The organism is Escherichia sp. MOD1-EC6819, assembly GCF_002965765.1.
Taxonomy (GTDB): Bacteria; Pseudomonadota; Gammaproteobacteria; order Enterobacterales; family Enterobacteriaceae; genus Escherichia; species Escherichia ruysiae.
Genome location: NZ_PTRG01000005.1, coordinates 287,925 through 303,552, shown reverse-complemented (window position 1 = coordinate 303,552; position 15,628 = coordinate 287,925). Strand labels below are relative to the sequence as shown.

The 15,628-nt window shown below is 48.2% G+C and carries 18 protein-coding genes and 1 pseudogene; 12 read left to right on the top strand and 7 right to left on the bottom strand.

Annotation, left to right across the window (positions count from 1 at the left end; all coding sequences use genetic code 11):
* The first annotated feature begins 57 nt into the window (after positions 1 to 57).
* A complete protein-coding gene (gene ydeA / locus A7Z06_RS09540) occupies positions 58 to 1,248 on the top strand; it encodes an L-arabinose MFS transporter (protein ID WP_000210513.1) in 1,191 nt (396 codons plus the stop codon).
* Positions 1,249 to 1,429: 181 nt separating this feature from the next.
* Here ydeA and marC read toward each other — a convergent pair whose 3' ends face one another.
* Positions 1,430 to 2,095, bottom strand: a complete 666-nt coding sequence (marC, locus tag A7Z06_RS09535) for an NAAT family transporter MarC (RefSeq protein WP_000885044.1) — start codon at positions 2,093 to 2,095, stop codon at positions 1,430 to 1,432.
* A 211-nt stretch (positions 2,096 to 2,306) separates the two neighbouring features.
* Between marC and marR the strand changes: the two genes are divergently transcribed.
* From marR to marB, 3 genes are read left to right on the top strand one after another with little or no spacing between them, the layout of a single operon-like run.
* A complete protein-coding gene (gene marR / locus A7Z06_RS09530) occupies positions 2,307 to 2,741 on the top strand; it encodes a multiple antibiotic resistance transcriptional regulator MarR (protein ID WP_000843428.1) in 435 nt (144 codons plus the stop codon).
* A gap of 20 nt (positions 2,742 to 2,761) precedes the next feature.
* The gene (gene marA / locus A7Z06_RS09525; protein ID WP_000091195.1) at positions 2,762 to 3,145 is read left to right on the top strand and encodes an MDR efflux pump AcrAB transcriptional activator MarA; all 384 of its coding nucleotides are present in this window, start codon (positions 2,762 to 2,764) and stop codon (positions 3,143 to 3,145) included.
* Positions 3,146 to 3,175: 30 nt separating this feature from the next.
* A complete protein-coding gene (gene marB, locus A7Z06_RS09520; protein ID WP_000771487.1) occupies positions 3,176 to 3,394 on the top strand; it encodes a multiple antibiotic resistance protein MarB in 219 nt (72 codons plus the stop codon).
* Positions 3,395 to 3,424: 30 nt separating this feature from the next.
* Here the strand turns inward: marB and eamA are convergent, their stop codons facing one another.
* On the bottom strand, positions 3,425 to 4,324 hold the full coding sequence (gene eamA, locus A7Z06_RS09515) for an O-acetylserine/cysteine exporter (RefSeq protein ID WP_000087182.1): 900 nt from the start codon (positions 4,322 to 4,324) through the stop codon (positions 3,425 to 3,427).
* 195 nt (positions 4,325 to 4,519) lie between these two features.
* Between eamA and ydeE the strand changes: the two genes are divergently transcribed.
* Positions 4,520 to 5,707 (top strand): efflux MFS transporter YdeE, encoded by a 1,188-nt coding sequence (gene ydeE / locus A7Z06_RS09510; RefSeq protein WP_001054150.1) that lies wholly within the window; start codon positions 4,520 to 4,522, stop codon positions 5,705 to 5,707.
* A gap of 35 nt (positions 5,708 to 5,742) precedes the next feature.
* Here ydeE and A7Z06_RS09505 read toward each other — a convergent pair whose 3' ends face one another.
* Positions 5,743 to 6,141, bottom strand: coding sequence for a rhodanese-like domain-containing protein (locus tag A7Z06_RS09505; protein ID WP_001271098.1), 399 nt, complete (start codon positions 6,139 to 6,141; stop codon positions 5,743 to 5,745).
* A 94-nt stretch (positions 6,142 to 6,235) separates the two neighbouring features.
* Here A7Z06_RS09505 and ftrA point away from each other — a divergent pair, with 94 nt between their 5' ends.
* The 3 genes and pseudogenes from ftrA (at position 6,236) to A7Z06_RS22040 (ending at position 7,513) form a co-directional block, all read left to right on the top strand.
* On the top strand, positions 6,236 to 7,207 hold the full coding sequence (gene ftrA, locus A7Z06_RS09500; protein WP_123058178.1) for a transcriptional regulator FtrA: 972 nt from the start codon (positions 6,236 to 6,238) through the stop codon (positions 7,205 to 7,207).
* 107 nt (positions 7,208 to 7,314) lie between these two features.
* A complete protein-coding gene (gene mgtS / locus A7Z06_RS09495) occupies positions 7,315 to 7,410 on the top strand; it encodes a protein MgtS (RefSeq protein WP_000901364.1) in 96 nt (31 codons plus the stop codon).
* Positions 7,410 to 7,513 (top strand): annotated as a pseudogene (locus A7Z06_RS22040) (hypothetical protein). The gene mgtS and the pseudogene A7Z06_RS22040 overlap by 1 nt, the downstream one beginning before the upstream one ends.
* Before the next feature lie 115 nt (positions 7,514 to 7,628).
* Here the strand turns inward: A7Z06_RS22040 and dgcZ are convergent.
* Both dgcZ and ydeI read right to left on the bottom strand, forming a co-directional pair.
* Positions 7,629 to 8,519: a diguanylate cyclase DgcZ gene (dgcZ, locus tag A7Z06_RS09490; RefSeq protein ID WP_000592846.1), complete on the bottom strand. Its 891-nt coding sequence runs from the start codon at positions 8,517 to 8,519 to the stop codon at positions 7,629 to 7,631.
* Positions 8,520 to 8,777: 258 nt separating this feature from the next.
* Positions 8,778 to 9,170: a YdeI family stress tolerance OB fold protein gene (gene ydeI / locus A7Z06_RS09485; protein ID WP_000671720.1), complete on the bottom strand. Its 393-nt coding sequence runs from the start codon at positions 9,168 to 9,170 to the stop codon at positions 8,778 to 8,780.
* Between the two features lie 291 nt (positions 9,171 to 9,461).
* Here ydeI and A7Z06_RS09480 point away from each other — a divergent pair, with 291 nt between their 5' ends.
* A complete protein-coding gene (locus tag A7Z06_RS09480; RefSeq protein WP_001024826.1) occupies positions 9,462 to 9,980 on the top strand; it encodes a 2-oxo-tetronate isomerase in 519 nt (172 codons plus the stop codon).
* A 45-nt stretch (positions 9,981 to 10,025) separates the two neighbouring features.
* Here A7Z06_RS09480 and dcp read toward each other — a convergent pair whose 3' ends face one another.
* The gene (dcp, locus tag A7Z06_RS09475) at positions 10,026 to 12,071 is read right to left on the bottom strand and encodes a peptidyl-dipeptidase Dcp (RefSeq protein ID WP_000108370.1); all 2,046 of its coding nucleotides are present in this window, start codon (positions 12,069 to 12,071) and stop codon (positions 10,026 to 10,028) included.
* Positions 12,072 to 12,207: 136 nt separating this feature from the next.
* Between dcp and ydfG the strand changes: the two genes are divergently transcribed.
* The 3 genes from ydfG to ydfZ all read left to right on the top strand — a co-directional run bounded on the left by ydfG (position 12,208) and on the right by ydfZ (position 14,107).
* Positions 12,208 to 12,954, top strand: a complete 747-nt coding sequence (gene ydfG / locus A7Z06_RS09470; protein ID WP_010346482.1) for a bifunctional NADP-dependent 3-hydroxy acid dehydrogenase/3-hydroxypropionate dehydrogenase YdfG — start codon at positions 12,208 to 12,210, stop codon at positions 12,952 to 12,954.
* 88 nt (positions 12,955 to 13,042) lie between these two features.
* Positions 13,043 to 13,729, top strand: a complete 687-nt coding sequence (gene rspR, locus A7Z06_RS09465; RefSeq protein WP_000215570.1) for a DNA-binding transcriptional regulator rspR — start codon at positions 13,043 to 13,045, stop codon at positions 13,727 to 13,729.
* A gap of 174 nt (positions 13,730 to 13,903) precedes the next feature.
* Entirely contained in the window at positions 13,904 to 14,107 is a 204-nt protein-coding gene (ydfZ, locus tag A7Z06_RS09460; protein ID WP_000214710.1) for a putative selenium delivery protein YdfZ, read from the top strand.
* Between the two features lie 35 nt (positions 14,108 to 14,142).
* Here the strand turns inward: ydfZ and A7Z06_RS09455 are convergent, their stop codons facing one another.
* Complete coding sequence (locus tag A7Z06_RS09455; RefSeq protein ID WP_105279406.1) at positions 14,143 to 15,603, bottom strand: mannitol dehydrogenase family protein; 1,461 nt, start codon at positions 15,601 to 15,603, stop codon at positions 14,143 to 14,145.
* Positions 15,604 to 15,628 lie beyond the last annotated feature (25 nt).

Genomic DNA, 15,628 nt, shown 5'->3' with positions numbered 1-15,628 from the left:
CATTAACCGTTTTAAGATCATTTCATTACCTTTTCGCAACTCATCCGATAATCGGTTATGACAACAAATATGGTTTCCCGCAAAGTGGCGTGGCTACGGGTCGTTACGCTGGCCGTTGCCGCCTTCATCTTCAATACCACCGAATTTGTGCCTGTAGGTTTGCTTTCTGATATTGCGCAAAGCTTTCATATGCAAACCGCACAAGTCGGTATCATGTTGACCATTTATGCGTGGGTAGTGGCGCTATTGTCACTGCCTTTTATGCTAATGACCAGTCAGGTCGAACGCCGCAAATTGCTGATCTGTCTGTTTGTGGTGTTTATCGCCAGCCACATACTGTCGTTTTTATCGTGGAGCTTTACCGTTCTGGTAATCAGTCGCATTGGTGTGGCTTTCGCCCATGCTATTTTCTGGTCGATTACGGCGTCTCTGGCAATCCGTATGGCGCCAGCCGGAAAGCGAGCGCAGGCATTGAGTTTAATTGCCACCGGCACAGCACTGGCGATGGTATTAGGTTTACCTATCGGGCGCATTGTGGGGCAGTATTTCGGCTGGCGAACAACCTTCTTCGCGATTGGTATCGGGGCGCTTATCACCCTTTTGTGCCTGATCAAATTACTTCCATTGCTGCCCAGTGAGCACTCTGGTTCGTTAAAAAGTCTTCCGCTGCTGTTTCGTCGCCCGGCATTGATGAGCATTTATTTGCTGACGGTAGTCGTGGTCACCGCCCATTACACGGCATACAGCTATATTGAACCTTTTGTGCAAAACGTTGCGGGGTTCAGCGCCAACTTTGCCACAGCATTGCTGTTGATGCTCGGTGGTGCGGGCATCATTGGTAGCGTCATTTTCGGTAAGCTGGGTAATCAGCACGCATCTGTGCTGGTCAGTGCGGCGATTGCGCTATTGCTGGTGTGCCTGGCACTACTGTTGCCTTCGGCAAGTAGCGAGATACACCTCAGCGTGCTGAGCATTTTCTGGGGGATCGCGATGATGATCATCGGACTTGGGATGCAGGTTAAAGTACTGGCGCTGGCACCAGATGCCACCGACGTTGCGATGGCGCTCTTTTCCGGGATATTTAATATTGGCATTGGCGCCGGAGCACTGGTGGGCAATCAGGTAAGTCTGCACTGGTCGATGTCGATGATTGGTTATGTGGGGGCAGTTCCGGCACTCGCCGCGTTGATATGGTCAATCATCATATTCCGCCGCTGGCCTGTGGCACTTGAAGAACAGACGCAATAGCTTCCATGCACGAACGAGCCTTTCAGATTATTGACAACGTGCGCTTTGTTTATGCCGGATGCGGCGGGAACGCCTTATCCGGCCTACAACTCAATACATTGCAGAGATTACGTAGGCCTGATAAACGTAGCGCATAGGCAATGTTGCGTTTGTCATCTGCTCAGACCCATTTGGGTCTTTTTTAATGGTAAGTTTTAATAATTTCCAGGATGCCGTTAATAATAAATTGCACGCCCATACAAACCAGCAAGAAGCCCATCAAGCGGGAGATCGCTTCAATTCCCCCTTTCCCCACCAGCCGCATAATGGCACCAGAGCTACGTAGACTTCCCCACAAAATGACCGCCACCAGGAAAAAGATCAGCGGCGGCGCAACCATCAGCACCCAGTCCGCGAAGGTTGAACTCTGACGCACCGTTGACGCCGAGCTAATGATCATCGCAATGGTTCCCGGTCCGGCGGTACTTGGCATTGCCAGTGGCACAAAAGCAATATTGGCGCTGGGTTCATCTTCCAGCTCTTCCGATTTGCTTTTTGCTTCCGGTGAATCCGTTGCCTTTTGCTGGGGAAAGAGCATACGGAAACCGATAAATGCAACAATTAACCCCCCAGCAATACGTAGACCGGGAATCGAAATGCCGAACGTATCCATCACCAGTTGCCCGGCGTAATACGCCACCATCATGATGGCAAATACGTATACCGAGGCCATCAACGACTGGCGGTTACGTTCGGCGCTGTTCATGTTGCCCGCCAGGCCAAGAAATAACGCGACTGTCGTTAATGGGTTGGCTAACGGCAGCAACACCACCAGCCCCAGACTAATTGCTTTAAACAAATCTAACATTGGTGGTTGTTATCCTGTGTGTCTGAGTCATCAGCGAAAAGTATAAAGGGAAAACAAAGAGAAAGTTTCACTCTTTAACTAATCTTGCATAGCACTGACCAAAACTTGAACCGATTTAGCAAAACGTGGCATCAGACAATTCATTCATTTGACTTATACTTGCCTGGGCAATATTATCCCCTGCAACTAATTACTTGCCAGGGCAACCAATGTGAAAAGTACCAGCGACCTGTTCAATGAAATCATCCCCTTGGGTCGCTTAATCTATATGGTTAATCAGAAGAAAGACCGTCTGCTTAACGATTATCTGTCTCCGCTGGATATCACTGCGGCACAGTTTAAGGTGCTCTGCTCTATCCGCTGCGCAGCGTGCATTACGCCGGTTGAACTGAAAAAAGTGTTGTCGGTCGACCTGGGGGCACTGACCCGTATGCTGGATCGCCTGGTCTGTAAAGGCTGGGTGGAACGGTTGCCAAACCCGAATGACAAGCGCGGCGTGCTGGTAAAACTCACCGCCAGCGGCGCAGCAATATGTGAACAATGCCATCAATTAGTTGGCCAGGATCTGCATCAAGAATTAACAAAAAACCTGACGGCGGACGAAGTGGCAACGCTTGAGCATTTGCTTAAGAAAGTCCTGCCGTAAACAAAAAAAGAGGTATGACGATGTCCAGACGCAACACTGACGCTATTACCATTCATAGCATTTTGGACTGGATCGAGGACAACCTGGAATCGCCACTGTCACTGGAGAAAGTGTCAGAGCGTTCGGGTTACTCCAAATGGCACCTGCAACGGATGTTTAAAAAAGAAACCGGCCATTCATTAGGTCAATATATCCGCAGCCGTAAGATGACAGAAATCGCGCAAAAGCTGAAAGAAAGCAACGAGCCGATACTCTATCTGGCAGAACGTTATGGTTTCGAGTCCCAGCAAACGCTGACCCGAACCTTCAAAAACTACTTTGATGTTCCGCCGCATAAATACCGGATGGCTAATATTCAGGGCGAATCGCGCTTTTTACATCCATTAAATCATTACAATAGCTAGTTGAAACGTGACAACGTCACTGAGGGAATCATGAAACTACTTTTATCCGCAATGATAACCGCGCTTATTGTCTTTTCTGCGCAAGGCTTTGCGGAACAAACCACGCAGCCGACGGTTATTCCCTGTGGTGATGAAGTGATTGTTCCCCCATCGCAGGAACAACCACCATTCGATTTAAATCACATGGGTACAGGCAGTGATAAGTCGGATGCGCTGGGCGTGCCCTATTATAATCAACACGCCATGTAGTTAATTCTGGCCCCGACATATCGGGGCTTATTAACTTCTCACCTTCACCGCTTTACGCCACCGCAAACCAAACACATTGATATACAGCCCGCCCATTATCAGCACCGCACCGAAAAATTGCAGACCCGTTAATCGTTCATCTAACAATAACGCCGCACTTGCCAGACCGACTACCGGGACAAGTAACGATAACGGTGCCACGCGCCAGGTTTCATAACGCCCAAGCAGCGTACCCCAGAGCCCATAGCCGACAATCGTCGCCACAAACGCCAGATACATCAGAGACAAAATGGTGGTCACGTCGATAGTGACCAGGCTGTGAATCATTGTTGCGGAACCATCGAGAATGAGCGAGGCGACAAAGAACGGGAGAATCGGGATCAATGCGCTCCACACTACCAGCGACATCACTGCCGGGCGCGATGAGTGCGACATGATCTTTTTATTGAAGATGTTGCCACACGCCCAGCTAAATGCTGCCGCCAGGGTCAGCATAAAACCGAGCATCGCCACATGCTGACCGTTCAGGCTACCTTCAATCAACACCAGCACGCCAAATATCGCTAAGGCGATCCCCGCAAGTTGCTTGCCATGTAGTCGTTCACCGAAAGTAAACGCGCCGAGGACAATCGTAAAAAACGCCTGTGCCTGTAAAACCAGCGAGGCCAGACCTGCTGGCATACCGAAGTTAATGGCGCAGAAGAGAAAGGCAAACTGCGCAAAACTGATGGTTAAACCATACCCCAGCAGCAAATTCAGCGGTACTTTCGGTCGTGCGATAAAAAAGATTGCCGGGAAGGCCACCAGCATAAAGCGCAAACCGGCCAACATCAGCGGTGGCATATTATGAAGCCCCACTTTGATGACCACAAAATTAAGCCCCCACACAACCACTACCAGTAGCGCCAACAACCCATCTTTTCGCGACATTCTACCGCCCCTGAATTTTCATCTTTTGTAAGCAATCAACTTAGCGGAATTTACTTTTTTTTAACAGTTGATTCGTTAGTCACCGTTTACGACGGCATTAATGCGCAAATAAGTCGCTATACTTCGGATTTTTGCCATGCTATTTCTTTACATCTCTAAAACAAAACATAACGAAACGCACTGCCGGACAGCCAAATGAACTTATCTCTGCGACGCTCTACCAGCGCCCTTCTTGCCTCGTCGTTGTTATTAACCATCGGACGCGGCGCTACGCTGCCGTTTATGACTATTTATTTGAGTCGCCAGTACGGTCTGGGTGTCGATCTGATTGGTTATGCGATGACAATTGCGCTCACTATCGGCGTCGTTTTCAGCCTCGGATTTGGCATTCTGGCGGATAAGTTCGACAAGAAACGTTATATGTTACTGGCAATTACCGCCTTCGCCAGCGGCTTTATCGCCATTCCCCTGGTGGACAACGTGACGCTGGTGGTGCTGTTCTTCGCGCTCATCAACTGCGCATATTCCGTTTTTGCTACCGTGTTGAAGGCCTGGTTTGCCGATAATCTTTCCTCCGCCAGTAAAACGAAGATCTTCTCGATCAACTACACCATGCTTAACATTGGCTGGACCATCGGCCCACCGCTCGGCACGCTGTTGGTGATGCAAAGTATCAATCTGCCCTTTTGGCTGGCAGCCATCTGTTCTGCGTTTCCTGTGCTTTTCATTCAAATTTGGGTGAAACGCAGCGAGAAAATCATCGCCACAGAGACAGGAAGCGTCTGGTCTCCAAAGGTTTTGTTACAGGATAAAGCTCTGCTGTGGTTCACCTGCTCAGCCTTTCTGGCCTCTTTCGTGAGCGGAGCGTTTGCCTCGTGCATTTCACAATACGTGATGGTGATTGCTGATGGTGATTTTGCCGAAAAGGTGGTCGCGGTTGTTCTTCCGGTTAATGCTGCGATGGTAGTTACGTTGCAATATTCCGTGGGCCGGCGCATTAATCCGACCAATATCCGCGCGCTAATGACGGTCGGCACTCTCTGCTTTGTCATCGGTCTGGTCGGGTTTATCTTTTCGGGCAACAGCCTGCTACTTTGGGGAATTTCAGCCGCCGTGTTTACTCTTGGCGAAATCATTTATGCCCCTGGTGAATATATGTTGATTGACCATATTGCACCGCCAGGGATGAAAGCCAGCTATTTTTCCGCCCAGTCTTTAGGCTGGCTTGGTGCAGCGATTAACCCATTAGTGAGTGGCGTCGTGCTCACCCGCCTGCCGCCGTCCTCGCTGTTTGTCATCTTAGCGTTGGCGATCATTGCTGCATGGGTGCTGATGTTAAAAGGCATTCACGCAAGACCCTGGGGGCAGCCGGTTCTTTGTTGACTCTCTGCCGTGCCTTAACGGCACGGCTTGACTCATTATTTTCCTGTTGCAAAGGCGTAGCCTTCATCTTCCCAGCCGGTTACCCCGCCGATCATGATTTTAACTGGCCTTCCTAACCGAGCCAGTTTGAGTGCCGCGCGGTCTGCGCCGTTACAATGTGGCCCCGCGCAATACACCACAAACAGAGTATCTTCCGGCCATTGAGCCATTCTCTCTTCGGTCATTTGCTTATGGGGCAGATGAATTGCGCCTGGGATATGCCGATGAGCGAAATCCTCTTCACGTCCGACCACATGCAGCAAAACGAAATCATCGCCAATGTAGGCCAGCGAGTCATGAACATCGGCGCAATCCGTTTCAACACTCAAACGCATGAGAAAATGCGCTTCGGCAACGTCCGGTTTCGCTGCGGTAAATTCAGTGACATAACGCATATTGCTTTTTCCTTTTGGGTTGTTGTGTTAACAATAATGTAACCAATCAACCTTTCACTGACTGCCTCACGATATGCCAGAAAAGAGTAAAATGATGCCAACATTGCAGCGCCCGCTGGTTGTTGTATTGGCTTATGACGGACTATGCACTTTCGAATTTGGTGTAGCCGTTGAAATCTTCGGCCTGCCGCGACCGGAACTGGGCGATAACTGGTATCGGTTTGCTGTTGCTGCGGTAGAACCCGGTGCGCTGCAAGCTACTGGCGGGATCCACGTAGTTGCGGATGGCGGGCTGGAGCTACTGACTGAAGCCGATATGATTATTATTCCAGGCTGGCGCGGTATAGATGCAACAGTACCAGAAATGCTATGCCAGGCGTTGCGCGAAGCACATCAACGCGGTACTCGCCTGGTTTCGATATGCTCGGGCGTATTTGTCCTTGCCGCCGCTGGCCTTCTTCACCAGCGAAAAGCGACCACCCACTGGCGTTACACTGAACAACTCCAGCATCGTTACCCTTCAATTCACGTAAGTGACAATGTGTTATATCAGGATGAAGGACAAGTGATGACCTCCGCTGGAAGCGCAGCAGGGATCGATCTGTGCTTACATATCGTGCGCAAAGATTATGGTCACGAAATTGCTAATAATGTCGCCCGGCGGCTGGTCATTCAGCCGCATCGCCACGGTGAGCAACCACAAAACCTGACACGCCCGATGGCTGCGCCGCGTGAAAGCCATACGTTAGGCGCATTATTCGACTTTTTACAGCAAAATCTGGCACAAACGCATACCGTTGCCTCTCTCGCCGGACGAGTGAATATGAGTCAACGTACTTTTTTAAGACGCTTTGTCGCCTTAACGGGTATGACACCCGCCCGCTGGCTTCTCAATGAGCGATTAATACGAGTGGAAGATTATCTGCAAAATTCGTCGTTTAGCATCGATAAAATTGCAGATCTGACGGGGTTTGGTAATTCATCTTTACTGCGTCATCATTTTCACCAGCGTTTTTTATTATCCCCTTCACAATATCGGAAAAACAGCCGTTCCTCATCACATTAACCCTCTAATTCAGCCTTCGTTTAGGTTACCTCTGCTAATATCTTTCTCATTGAGATGAAAATTAAGGTAAGAGAGGAAACACACCACACCATAAACGGAGGCAAATAATGCTGGGTAATATGAATGTTTTTATAGCTGTACTGGGAATAATTTTATTTTCTGGCTTTCTGGCCGCGTATTTCAGCCACAAATGGGATGACTAATGAACGGAGATAATCCCTCACCTAACCGGCCCCTTGTTACAATTGTGTACAAGGGGCCTGATTTTTCTGACGGCGAAAAAAACCGCCAGTAAACCGGCGGTGAATGCTTGCATGGATAGATTTGTGTTTTTACTTTTGCGCTAACAGGCTTTTCTGTGCACTGGTAACGGATCATTGACACAGTAGCATTATTTTTCTCAATGAATGTTAAACGGTGCTTAAACTCGGGTAATCACGTTTTGTTCGTCAATAAACATGCAGCGATTTCTTCCAGTTTGCTTACCCTCATACATTGCCCGGTCTGCTCTTCCGATGACCACATCCAGCGGTTCTTCAGGAAATGCGCGGCTCACACCTGCGGTCACGGTTATGTTGATATGCCCTTCAGAATATGCGATTGCATGGGTATCGACTCGCTGGCAAATACGTACTCCGGCACGACATGCATCTTCATCATTAGCAGCTTTGACAATGATGATAAATTCTTCGCCACCATAGCGATAAACCGTTTCGTAATCACGCGTCCAGGCAGATAAGTAAGTTGCCAGGGTTCGTAATACCACATCACCGATTAAATGCCCGTAGGTATCATTAACCAATTTAAATCGGTCTATATCCAGCAGCATTAAATAGAGATTCAGTGGCTCAGCATTACGTAATTGATGATCAAAGGATTCATCAAGAACCCGACGACCAGGTAATCCAGTCAGAACATCCATATTGCTACGAATTGTCAGCAAATAAATTTTGTAATCTGTTAATGCTGCCGTAAAAGAAAGTAACCCTTCCTGAAATTCGTCAAAATGAGCGTCCTGCCAGCGATTTTCGACAATTGCCAACATTAATTCCCGACCACAGTTATGCATATGTTGATGGGCAGAATCCATTAGCCGAACGTAAGGTAATTCATCGTTATCGAGTGGCCCCAGATGATCAATCCAGCGACCAAACTGGCACAGTCCATAAGAATGGTTATCCGTAATTTCTGGCTTACTGGCATCTCTCGCGACCACGCTGTGAAACATACTCACCAGCCACTGATAATGGGCATCGATAGCCTTATTGAGATTTAGCAAGATGGCATCGATTTCCGTTGTCTTCTTGATCATTGCCACTCCTTTTTCACAGTTCCTTGTGCGCGCTATTCTACCGAGAGAAAAGAAAAATTACGTCAATATTTTAATAGAAATCCTAATCTGAGACGGCGTTAAAGATAACATTGTGATTTAAAACAAAATAAGCAGATAAAAAAGTGTTTAATTCTGTAAATTATCCCTTCCTTGCACCATAAAACAGAGGCAAATAACATAAACAGTAAAGCCTGATGCCCCTATTGATTGGACCATCAGACGCATTTATTTTTGTGACTATTTCTGCAGATGTGTGACCCGAACGACGGCTGGAGTGCTTTTCTTATCCAGACTCCCGCTAATGTTGATCATCTGGTCAGGCTGAACTTGTCGTCCATCAAAGACGGCAGCAGGAATAACAACATTAATCTCACCGCTCTTATCACGAAAAACGTAACGGTCTTCACCCTTGTGGGAAATCAAATTACCACGTAATGAAACTGAGGCACCATCATGCATAGTTTTCGCAAAATCAACGGTCATTTTTTTTGCATCATCAGTTCCGCGATAGCCGTCTTCTATTGCATGTGGCGGTGGTGGCGCAGCATCCTGTTTTAAACCTCCCTGATCATCTGCCAACGCATAAGGCATGACAAGAAAACCTGCTAATACAATGGCCTGAAATTTCATACTAACTCCTTAATTGCGTTTGGTTTGACTTATTAAGTCTGGTTGCTATTTTTATAATTGACAAATAAGAATCGTACTGATTGTTATAAAACAATTAAAATCAGTCAGCTAGCAACAAAATTTGCTGCAAATTTAACTCAAAAAAGACAATAAAAAGATTAATGAAAGCTGCGTTTAAGTCTTAAATATATTTTCAGAATAATCGGATTTATAAATCTGATTTTTATTATGGTGAAAGAACATACCAAAAAGGCAAATCACCTTTGCAGCTAATAATGTGGACAAACAACGATGAACATTAATAGCAATAAAATTGTACAACTTGCAGATAGCGATACTATTGAAAACCTGACATCCGCGTTGAGCCAAAGACTTATCGCTGATCAATTACGCTTAACTACCGCCGAATCATGCACTGGCGGTAAGTTGGCTTGCGCGCTGTGTGCTGCTGAAGACACACCAAAGTTTTACGGCGCAGGCTTTGTCACTTTTACCGAACAAGCCAAAATGAAAATCCTTGGCGTCAGTCAGCAATCTCTTGAGAAATATACGGCGGTGAGCGAGAAGATAGCGGCAGAAATGGCAACTGGCGCCAAAGAGCGCGCAGATGTCGATATTAGTATTGCCATTACCGGCTACGGTGGGCCTGAAGGTGGGCAGGATGGTACGCCCGCAGGCACAGTCTGGTTCGCATGGAATATAAAAGGAAATACGCATACTGCGGTTATGCATTTTGATGGTGATTGCGAAACAGTATTAGCATTGGCGGTTCGATTTGCACTGGCGCAGCTTTTGAAATTACTGGAATGACTTTCTGGCCTGGCTTTACGCCAGACCAGCTATATTTACAGAAAATTAGACGTTCAGTCCACGATGTTGCAACATCGGCGCAATCTGTGGTGCCTTACCGCGCCATTGACGATACAAACGTTCTAAATCTTCGCTGTTGCCTCTGGAAAGAATCGCCTCGCGAAAACGTTGCCCATTCTCACGCGTTAAGCCGCCCTGCTCGACAAACCATTGATAACCGTCGTCTGCCAGCATTTGCGTCCACAAATAGGCGTAATATCCCGCCGCATATCCGCCACCAAAAATGTGGGCGAAATAACTGCTGCGATAACGTGGCGGTATGGCGGGAAGATCCATATTTTCCGCCACCAGCGCCCGCAGCTCGAAATCATTCACATCCTGCATCGCTTCATGCTCTTGCAGACAGTGCCAGCGCATATCAAGAAGTGCGGCGCTAAGCAGTTCGCTCATCTCATAACCTTTATTGAACAGGCTGGCATTACGCATTTTTTGTTGTAACTCTTCCGGCATTGCTTTCCCGCTCTGATAATGCCGGGCGTAGCGCGCGAATACCTGCGGATGCATTGCCCAATGCTCGTTGATTTGCGAAGGAAATTCGACAAAATCGCGTGGTGTATTGGTGCCAGAAAGCGTGGCATAACGCTGGCAGGCAAACAGACCGTGCAACGTATGCCCAAACTCATGGAATAATGTAATAACATCGTCCCACAGCAACAATGCGGGTTCGTCTGCCGCCGGTTTCTGATAATTACAAACGTTATAGATTACCGGGCGTGTTTCATTAAGCGTAGATTGTTCTACAAAATTCCCCATCCATGCGCCGCCGCTTTTTGAGTCACGGGCGAAGAAATCGCCGTAAAATAACGCCAGCCCCACGCCATTATGATCAAAAATTTCCCATACGCGGACATCAGGATGGTAAACAGGAATATCAAAACGTTCGACAAACTTAATACCGAAGAGCTGATTCGCAGTCCAGAATACACCTTCATTCAACACTGTGTTTAATTCGAAATAAGGTTTGAGCTGCGCTTCATCAAGACAGAATTTCTCCCGCCGCACCTGTTCAGCATAAAATGCCCAGTCCCACGGCTGCGCGCTAAACCCGCCCTGCTGATTATCGATAACCGCCTGTATAGACGCTAATTCATCGCTCGCACGTTGACGCGCCGCCGGAACAATTTCCCGCATAAAATTGAGTGCTGCTTCTGGTGTTTTTGCCATCTGATCGGCAATTTTCCACGCGGCATAATGAGGGAAGCCAAGTAATTTGGCCTGTTGGGCGCGGATCTCCACCAGCCGTTGAATGATGGAACGAGTATCATTGCCATCGTTTTTTTCCGCGCGTGTCCACCCCGCAGTGAACAGTTTTTCACGTGTAGAACGATCGCTGAGTTCCGCAAGCGCCGGTTGTTGCGTGGTATTCAGCAATGGGATGAGCCATTTGTTTTCCAGACCTTTCTCGCGAGCCGCCTCTGCCGCCAGCGCAATTTCTTGCTCACTCATGCCTGCCAGTTGCGAAACATCGTCAACCACCAGCCCTCCGGATTTGTTCGCGGCTAATAACCGCTGGTTAAACTGACTGGTCAGGGTAGCGGCTTCTGTGTTCAGCACTTTTAATTTTTCTTTATCGGCATCTTCAAGTTTGGCACCGGCAAGAACAAAACGCTGATGAATAACTTCTACCAAACGAACAGATTCACTATCAAGGCCCAGCGTTTCACGCCGCTGCCAGACAGCATCTACCCGCGCGAATAATTCGCCATTCAGGTAGATATCATTAGCCAGTTCCGCCAGTTCCGCCGAGAACTGTTCATCGAGACGCTGTAATTCATCATTAGTATGCGCCGAGGTCATGGCAAAGAAGACGCTGGTAACGCGAGTGAGTAACTCCCCGCTCTTTTCGAGAGCCAGAATAGTGTTAGTAAAATCGGGCGTCTGCGGGTTTAAAGCTATCGCCTCTATCTCAATCCGCTTTTGCCGCATCCCCTCATCGAATGCCGGGCGATAGTGTTGATTTTCAATCTGATCAAAATGAGGAGCCATATACGGCAGAGTGCTCTGCGTAAGGAAAGGATTCGTCGTTGACATTTTCTACTCCTGAAAACGAGGTGTTCCATAGCGTAGGCTTACTGATAACGGAGTGCAATCTTGCAAACCAGTATTACCCGCTCTTAAGCATCACGTGCTATGTTATTGACACACAAAATCGTTGAGGAACAGTGAGATGATCGTTTTAGTAACTGGAGCAACGGCAGGTTTTGGTGAATGCATTACACGTCGTTTTATTCAACAAGGGCATAAAGTTATCGCCACTGGCCGTCGCCAGGAACGGTTGCAGGAGTTAAAAGACGAACTGGGAGATAATTTGTATATCGCCCAACTGGACGTTCGCAACCGCGCCGCCATTGAAGAGATGCTGACTTCGCTTCCTGCCGAGTGGCGTAATATCGATATTCTGGTAAACAATGCTGGACTGGCGCTGGGTATGGAACCTGCACATAAAGCCAGCGTTGAAGACTGGGAAACTATGATTGATACCAACAATAAAGGCCTGGTGTATATGACCCGCGCTGTCCTGCCTGGCATGGTCGAGCGTAATCATGGTCATATTATTAACATTGGCTCAACGGCGGGTAGCTGGCCGTATGCTGGTGGTAACGTTTATGGCGCGACAAAAGCGTTTGTTCGTCAGTTCAGCCTGAATCTGCGCACTGACTTGCATGGTACGGCAGTACGTGTCACCGACATCGAACCGGGGCTGGTGGGTGGCACCGAGTTTTCCAATGTTCGCTTTAAAGGTGACGACGATAAAGCGGAAAAAACCTATCAAAACACCGTTGCGCTGACGCCAGAAGATGTCAGCGAAGCAGTCTGGTGGGTTGCTACACTCCCTGCTCACGTCAACATCAACACACTGGAAATGATGCCGGTTACCCAAAGCTATGCCGGACTGAATGTCCATCGCCATTAATTTTTATACCCGGCTTAACCGCCGGGTTATTGCTTGTCACAAAAAAGTGGTAGACTCACTGAGTTAACCCACTCACAAGCAAGAACGAATGACCGTCGAAACGCAACTTAATCCCACACAACCTGTCAATCAGCAGATTTATCGTATTCTTCGCCGCGACATTGTCCATTGTCTAATTCCACCGGGCACACCGTTGTCGGAAAAAGAAGTTTCTGTTCGTTTCAATGTGTCACGCCAGCCGGTTCGTGAAGCCTTCATAAAACTGGCAGAAAACGGCCTGATTCAAATTCGCCCGCAGCGTGGCAGCTACGTCAATAAAATTTCCATGACTCAGGTACGCAACGGTAGTTTTATTCGTCAGGCTATTGAGTGTGCCGTCGCCCGCCGGGCGGCGAGCATGATTACCGATAGCCAGTGCTATCAGCTTGAGCAAAATCTCCACCAACAACGTATTGCCATTGAACGCAAACAACTGGATGATTTTTTTGAGCTGGATGATAACTTCCATCAAATTCTGACGCAGATTGCCGACTGTCAGCTTGCGTGGGACACCATTGAAAACCTGAAAGCAACTGTTGACCGCGTGCGCTATATGAGCTTTGACCACGTATCGCCACCTGATATGTTGTTACGTCAACATATGGATATTTTTACTGCTCTACAAAAACATGATGGTGATGCGGTAGAAAAAGCAATGACTCTGCATTTGCAGGAAATAAGTGAATCCGTGCAGCTGATCCGCCAGGAAAATAGCGACTGGTTTAGCGAAGAGTAATTCATTTCCTCTCATCCCATCCGGGGTGAGAGCCCATCCCTTTCTTCTGGTTCATGCAAGCATCAAAAAAGATGTGAACTTGATCATAAACAAAAAAATATTCACTCGACAGGAGTATTTATATTGCGCCCGTTACGTGGGCTTCGACTGTAAATCAGAAAGGAGAAAACACCTATGACGACCTACGATCGTAACCGTAACGCAATCACCACTGGCAGCCGTGTTATGGTTAGCGGCACCGGTCACACTGGCAAGATCCTGTCGATTGACACTGAAGGTCTGACCGCAGAGCAAATCCGTCGCGGTAAAACCGTGGTTGTTGAAGGTTGTGATGAAAAACTCGCGCCTCTGGACCTGATTCGTCTCGGCATGAACTAAGCGTGTGAATGCCGCCGATGGCGGCATTGCTGTTTTTACCTCTCGATATATTTCGCCACGGTCGCTTTCGCGCCATGCGCTAATAGAGACAAGTACGCTTCCGTCACCTTTGCAACAAACAAGCTATTGTTCGGCAAATTATCACCAAATATCGCCTTAATCGCCATCAACGACTGCACACGCGTTTTCCCTTCGGCACTACTTTGCACAGCCTTTTGAATGACCGCTAGTAACGGATCGCTAATCTCAATCTGTTTTCCCTGTTCATCAACACCACCAACATAACGCATCCAACCAGCGACGCCCAGCGCCAACAGACCGAACGCGCTGTCATGCGCCAGATGCCAGCGAATTGAATCCAACATCCGCTGTGGCAGTTTCTGACTACCGTCCATTGCAATCTGCCAGGTTCGGTGGCGTAAAGCCGGGTTGCTGTAGCGTTCAATCAATCGATTAGCATAATCTTGCAGATCTACACCCTGTACTTTCAGCGTGGGCGCCTGTTCCTGCAACATCAAGGCATGTGCTGCATGACGATAATTTTCATCTTCCATACAGTCGTTAATGTGCTGATATCCCGCCAGATAGCCCAGATAAGCCAGGAAGGAGTGGCTGCCGTTGAGCATACGCAGTTTCATCTCTTCATAAGGCAGCACATCGCTGACCAGTTCAGCGCCTGCTTTTTCCCATTCCGGGCGTCCGGCAACAAAATTATCTTCAATCACCCACTGACGGAACGGTTCACACGCCACGCCTGCCGGATCGCGCTCGTTGGTAAGTTGTTCGATTTTATCCAGCGTTTCCGCCGTCACTGCGGGTACAATGCGATCCACCATTGTCGATGGGAAAGTCACGTTTTCCTCTATCCATTGCGCCAGTTTTACATCCACTGCTCTGGCGTATGAAGTGACAACGTCACGCATAACGTGACCGTTTTCTGGCATGTTGTCGCATGACATAACGGTAAACGCGGGAAATCCTGCGGCTTTACGGCGAGCCAGCGCCTCGACAATCACGCCTGTTGCTGTTTTCGGCTGGTGGGGATTTTGCAAGTCGGCAGCTACCATCGGGTGATCCATCATTAACTGTCCGGTCGCCGGAGAGTGGAAATACCCTTTTTCGGTGATTGTCAGAGAGACAATTGCGATTTGCGGTTCACACATCGCGGCCAGCACGGCTTCTAAGCCATCAATTTGTACGTGCAGCGCCTTTTTCACGACGCCAACGACGCGAGCGGTCCACGCATCAGCCGACATTTCCGCAACGGTATAGAGATTATCTTGCTGTTTAAGATCGACGATTTGCTGTTCGCCGCCAATCAGATTCACTTCATAGTAGCCCCAATCGCTGTGATGCTGGGCAGCCAGGATATCGGCATACACGCCCTGATGCGCGCGATGAAATGCGCCAAACCCTAAATGAACAATTTTTGGCGTCAGGTTATTACGATCATAAACAGGGAGTGTCGCTTTTGCGGATAACAAATTATTTCCCATGACGTTTCCTTTAATTTAAATATGG

Coding starts and splice junctions, on each gene's coding strand:
- ydeA (WP_000210513.1), top strand. CDS start 58: ATGACAACAAATATGGTTTCCCGCAAAGTGGCGTGGCTACGGGTCGTT.
- marC (WP_000885044.1), bottom strand. CDS start 2,095: ATGTTAGATTTGTTTAAAGCAATTAGTCTGGGGCTGGTGGTGTTGCTG.
- marA (WP_000091195.1), top strand. CDS start 2,762: ATGTCCAGACGCAACACTGACGCTATTACCATTCATAGCATTTTGGAC.
- marB (WP_000771487.1), top strand. CDS start 3,176: ATGAAACTACTTTTATCCGCAATGATAACCGCGCTTATTGTCTTTTCT.
- eamA (WP_000087182.1), bottom strand. CDS start 4,324: ATGTCGCGAAAAGATGGGTTGTTGGCGCTACTGGTAGTGGTTGTGTGG.
- ydeE (WP_001054150.1), top strand. CDS start 4,520: ATGAACTTATCTCTGCGACGCTCTACCAGCGCCCTTCTTGCCTCGTCG.
- A7Z06_RS09505 (WP_001271098.1), bottom strand. CDS start 6,141: ATGCGTTATGTCACTGAATTTACCGCAGCGAAACCGGACGTTGCCGAA.
- ftrA (WP_123058178.1), top strand. CDS start 6,236: ATGCCAACATTGCAGCGCCCGCTGGTTGTTGTATTGGCTTATGACGGA.
- mgtS (WP_000901364.1), top strand. CDS start 7,315: ATGCTGGGTAATATGAATGTTTTTATAGCTGTACTGGGAATAATTTTA.
- dgcZ (WP_000592846.1), bottom strand. CDS start 8,519: ATGATCAAGAAGACAACGGAAATCGATGCCATCTTGCTAAATCTCAAT.
- ydeI (WP_000671720.1), bottom strand. CDS start 9,170: ATGAAATTTCAGGCCATTGTATTAGCAGGTTTTCTTGTCATGCCTTAT.
- A7Z06_RS09480 (WP_001024826.1), top strand. CDS start 9,462: ATGAACATTAATAGCAATAAAATTGTACAACTTGCAGATAGCGATACT.
- dcp (WP_000108370.1), bottom strand. CDS start 12,071: ATGTCAACGACGAATCCTTTCCTTACGCAGAGCACTCTGCCGTATATG.
- ydfG (WP_010346482.1), top strand. CDS start 12,208: ATGATCGTTTTAGTAACTGGAGCAACGGCAGGTTTTGGTGAATGCATT.
- rspR (WP_000215570.1), top strand. CDS start 13,043: ATGACCGTCGAAACGCAACTTAATCCCACACAACCTGTCAATCAGCAG.
- ydfZ (WP_000214710.1), top strand. CDS start 13,904: ATGACGACCTACGATCGTAACCGTAACGCAATCACCACTGGCAGCCGT.
- A7Z06_RS09455 (WP_105279406.1), bottom strand. CDS start 15,603: ATGGGAAATAATTTGTTATCCGCAAAAGCGACACTCCCTGTTTATGAT.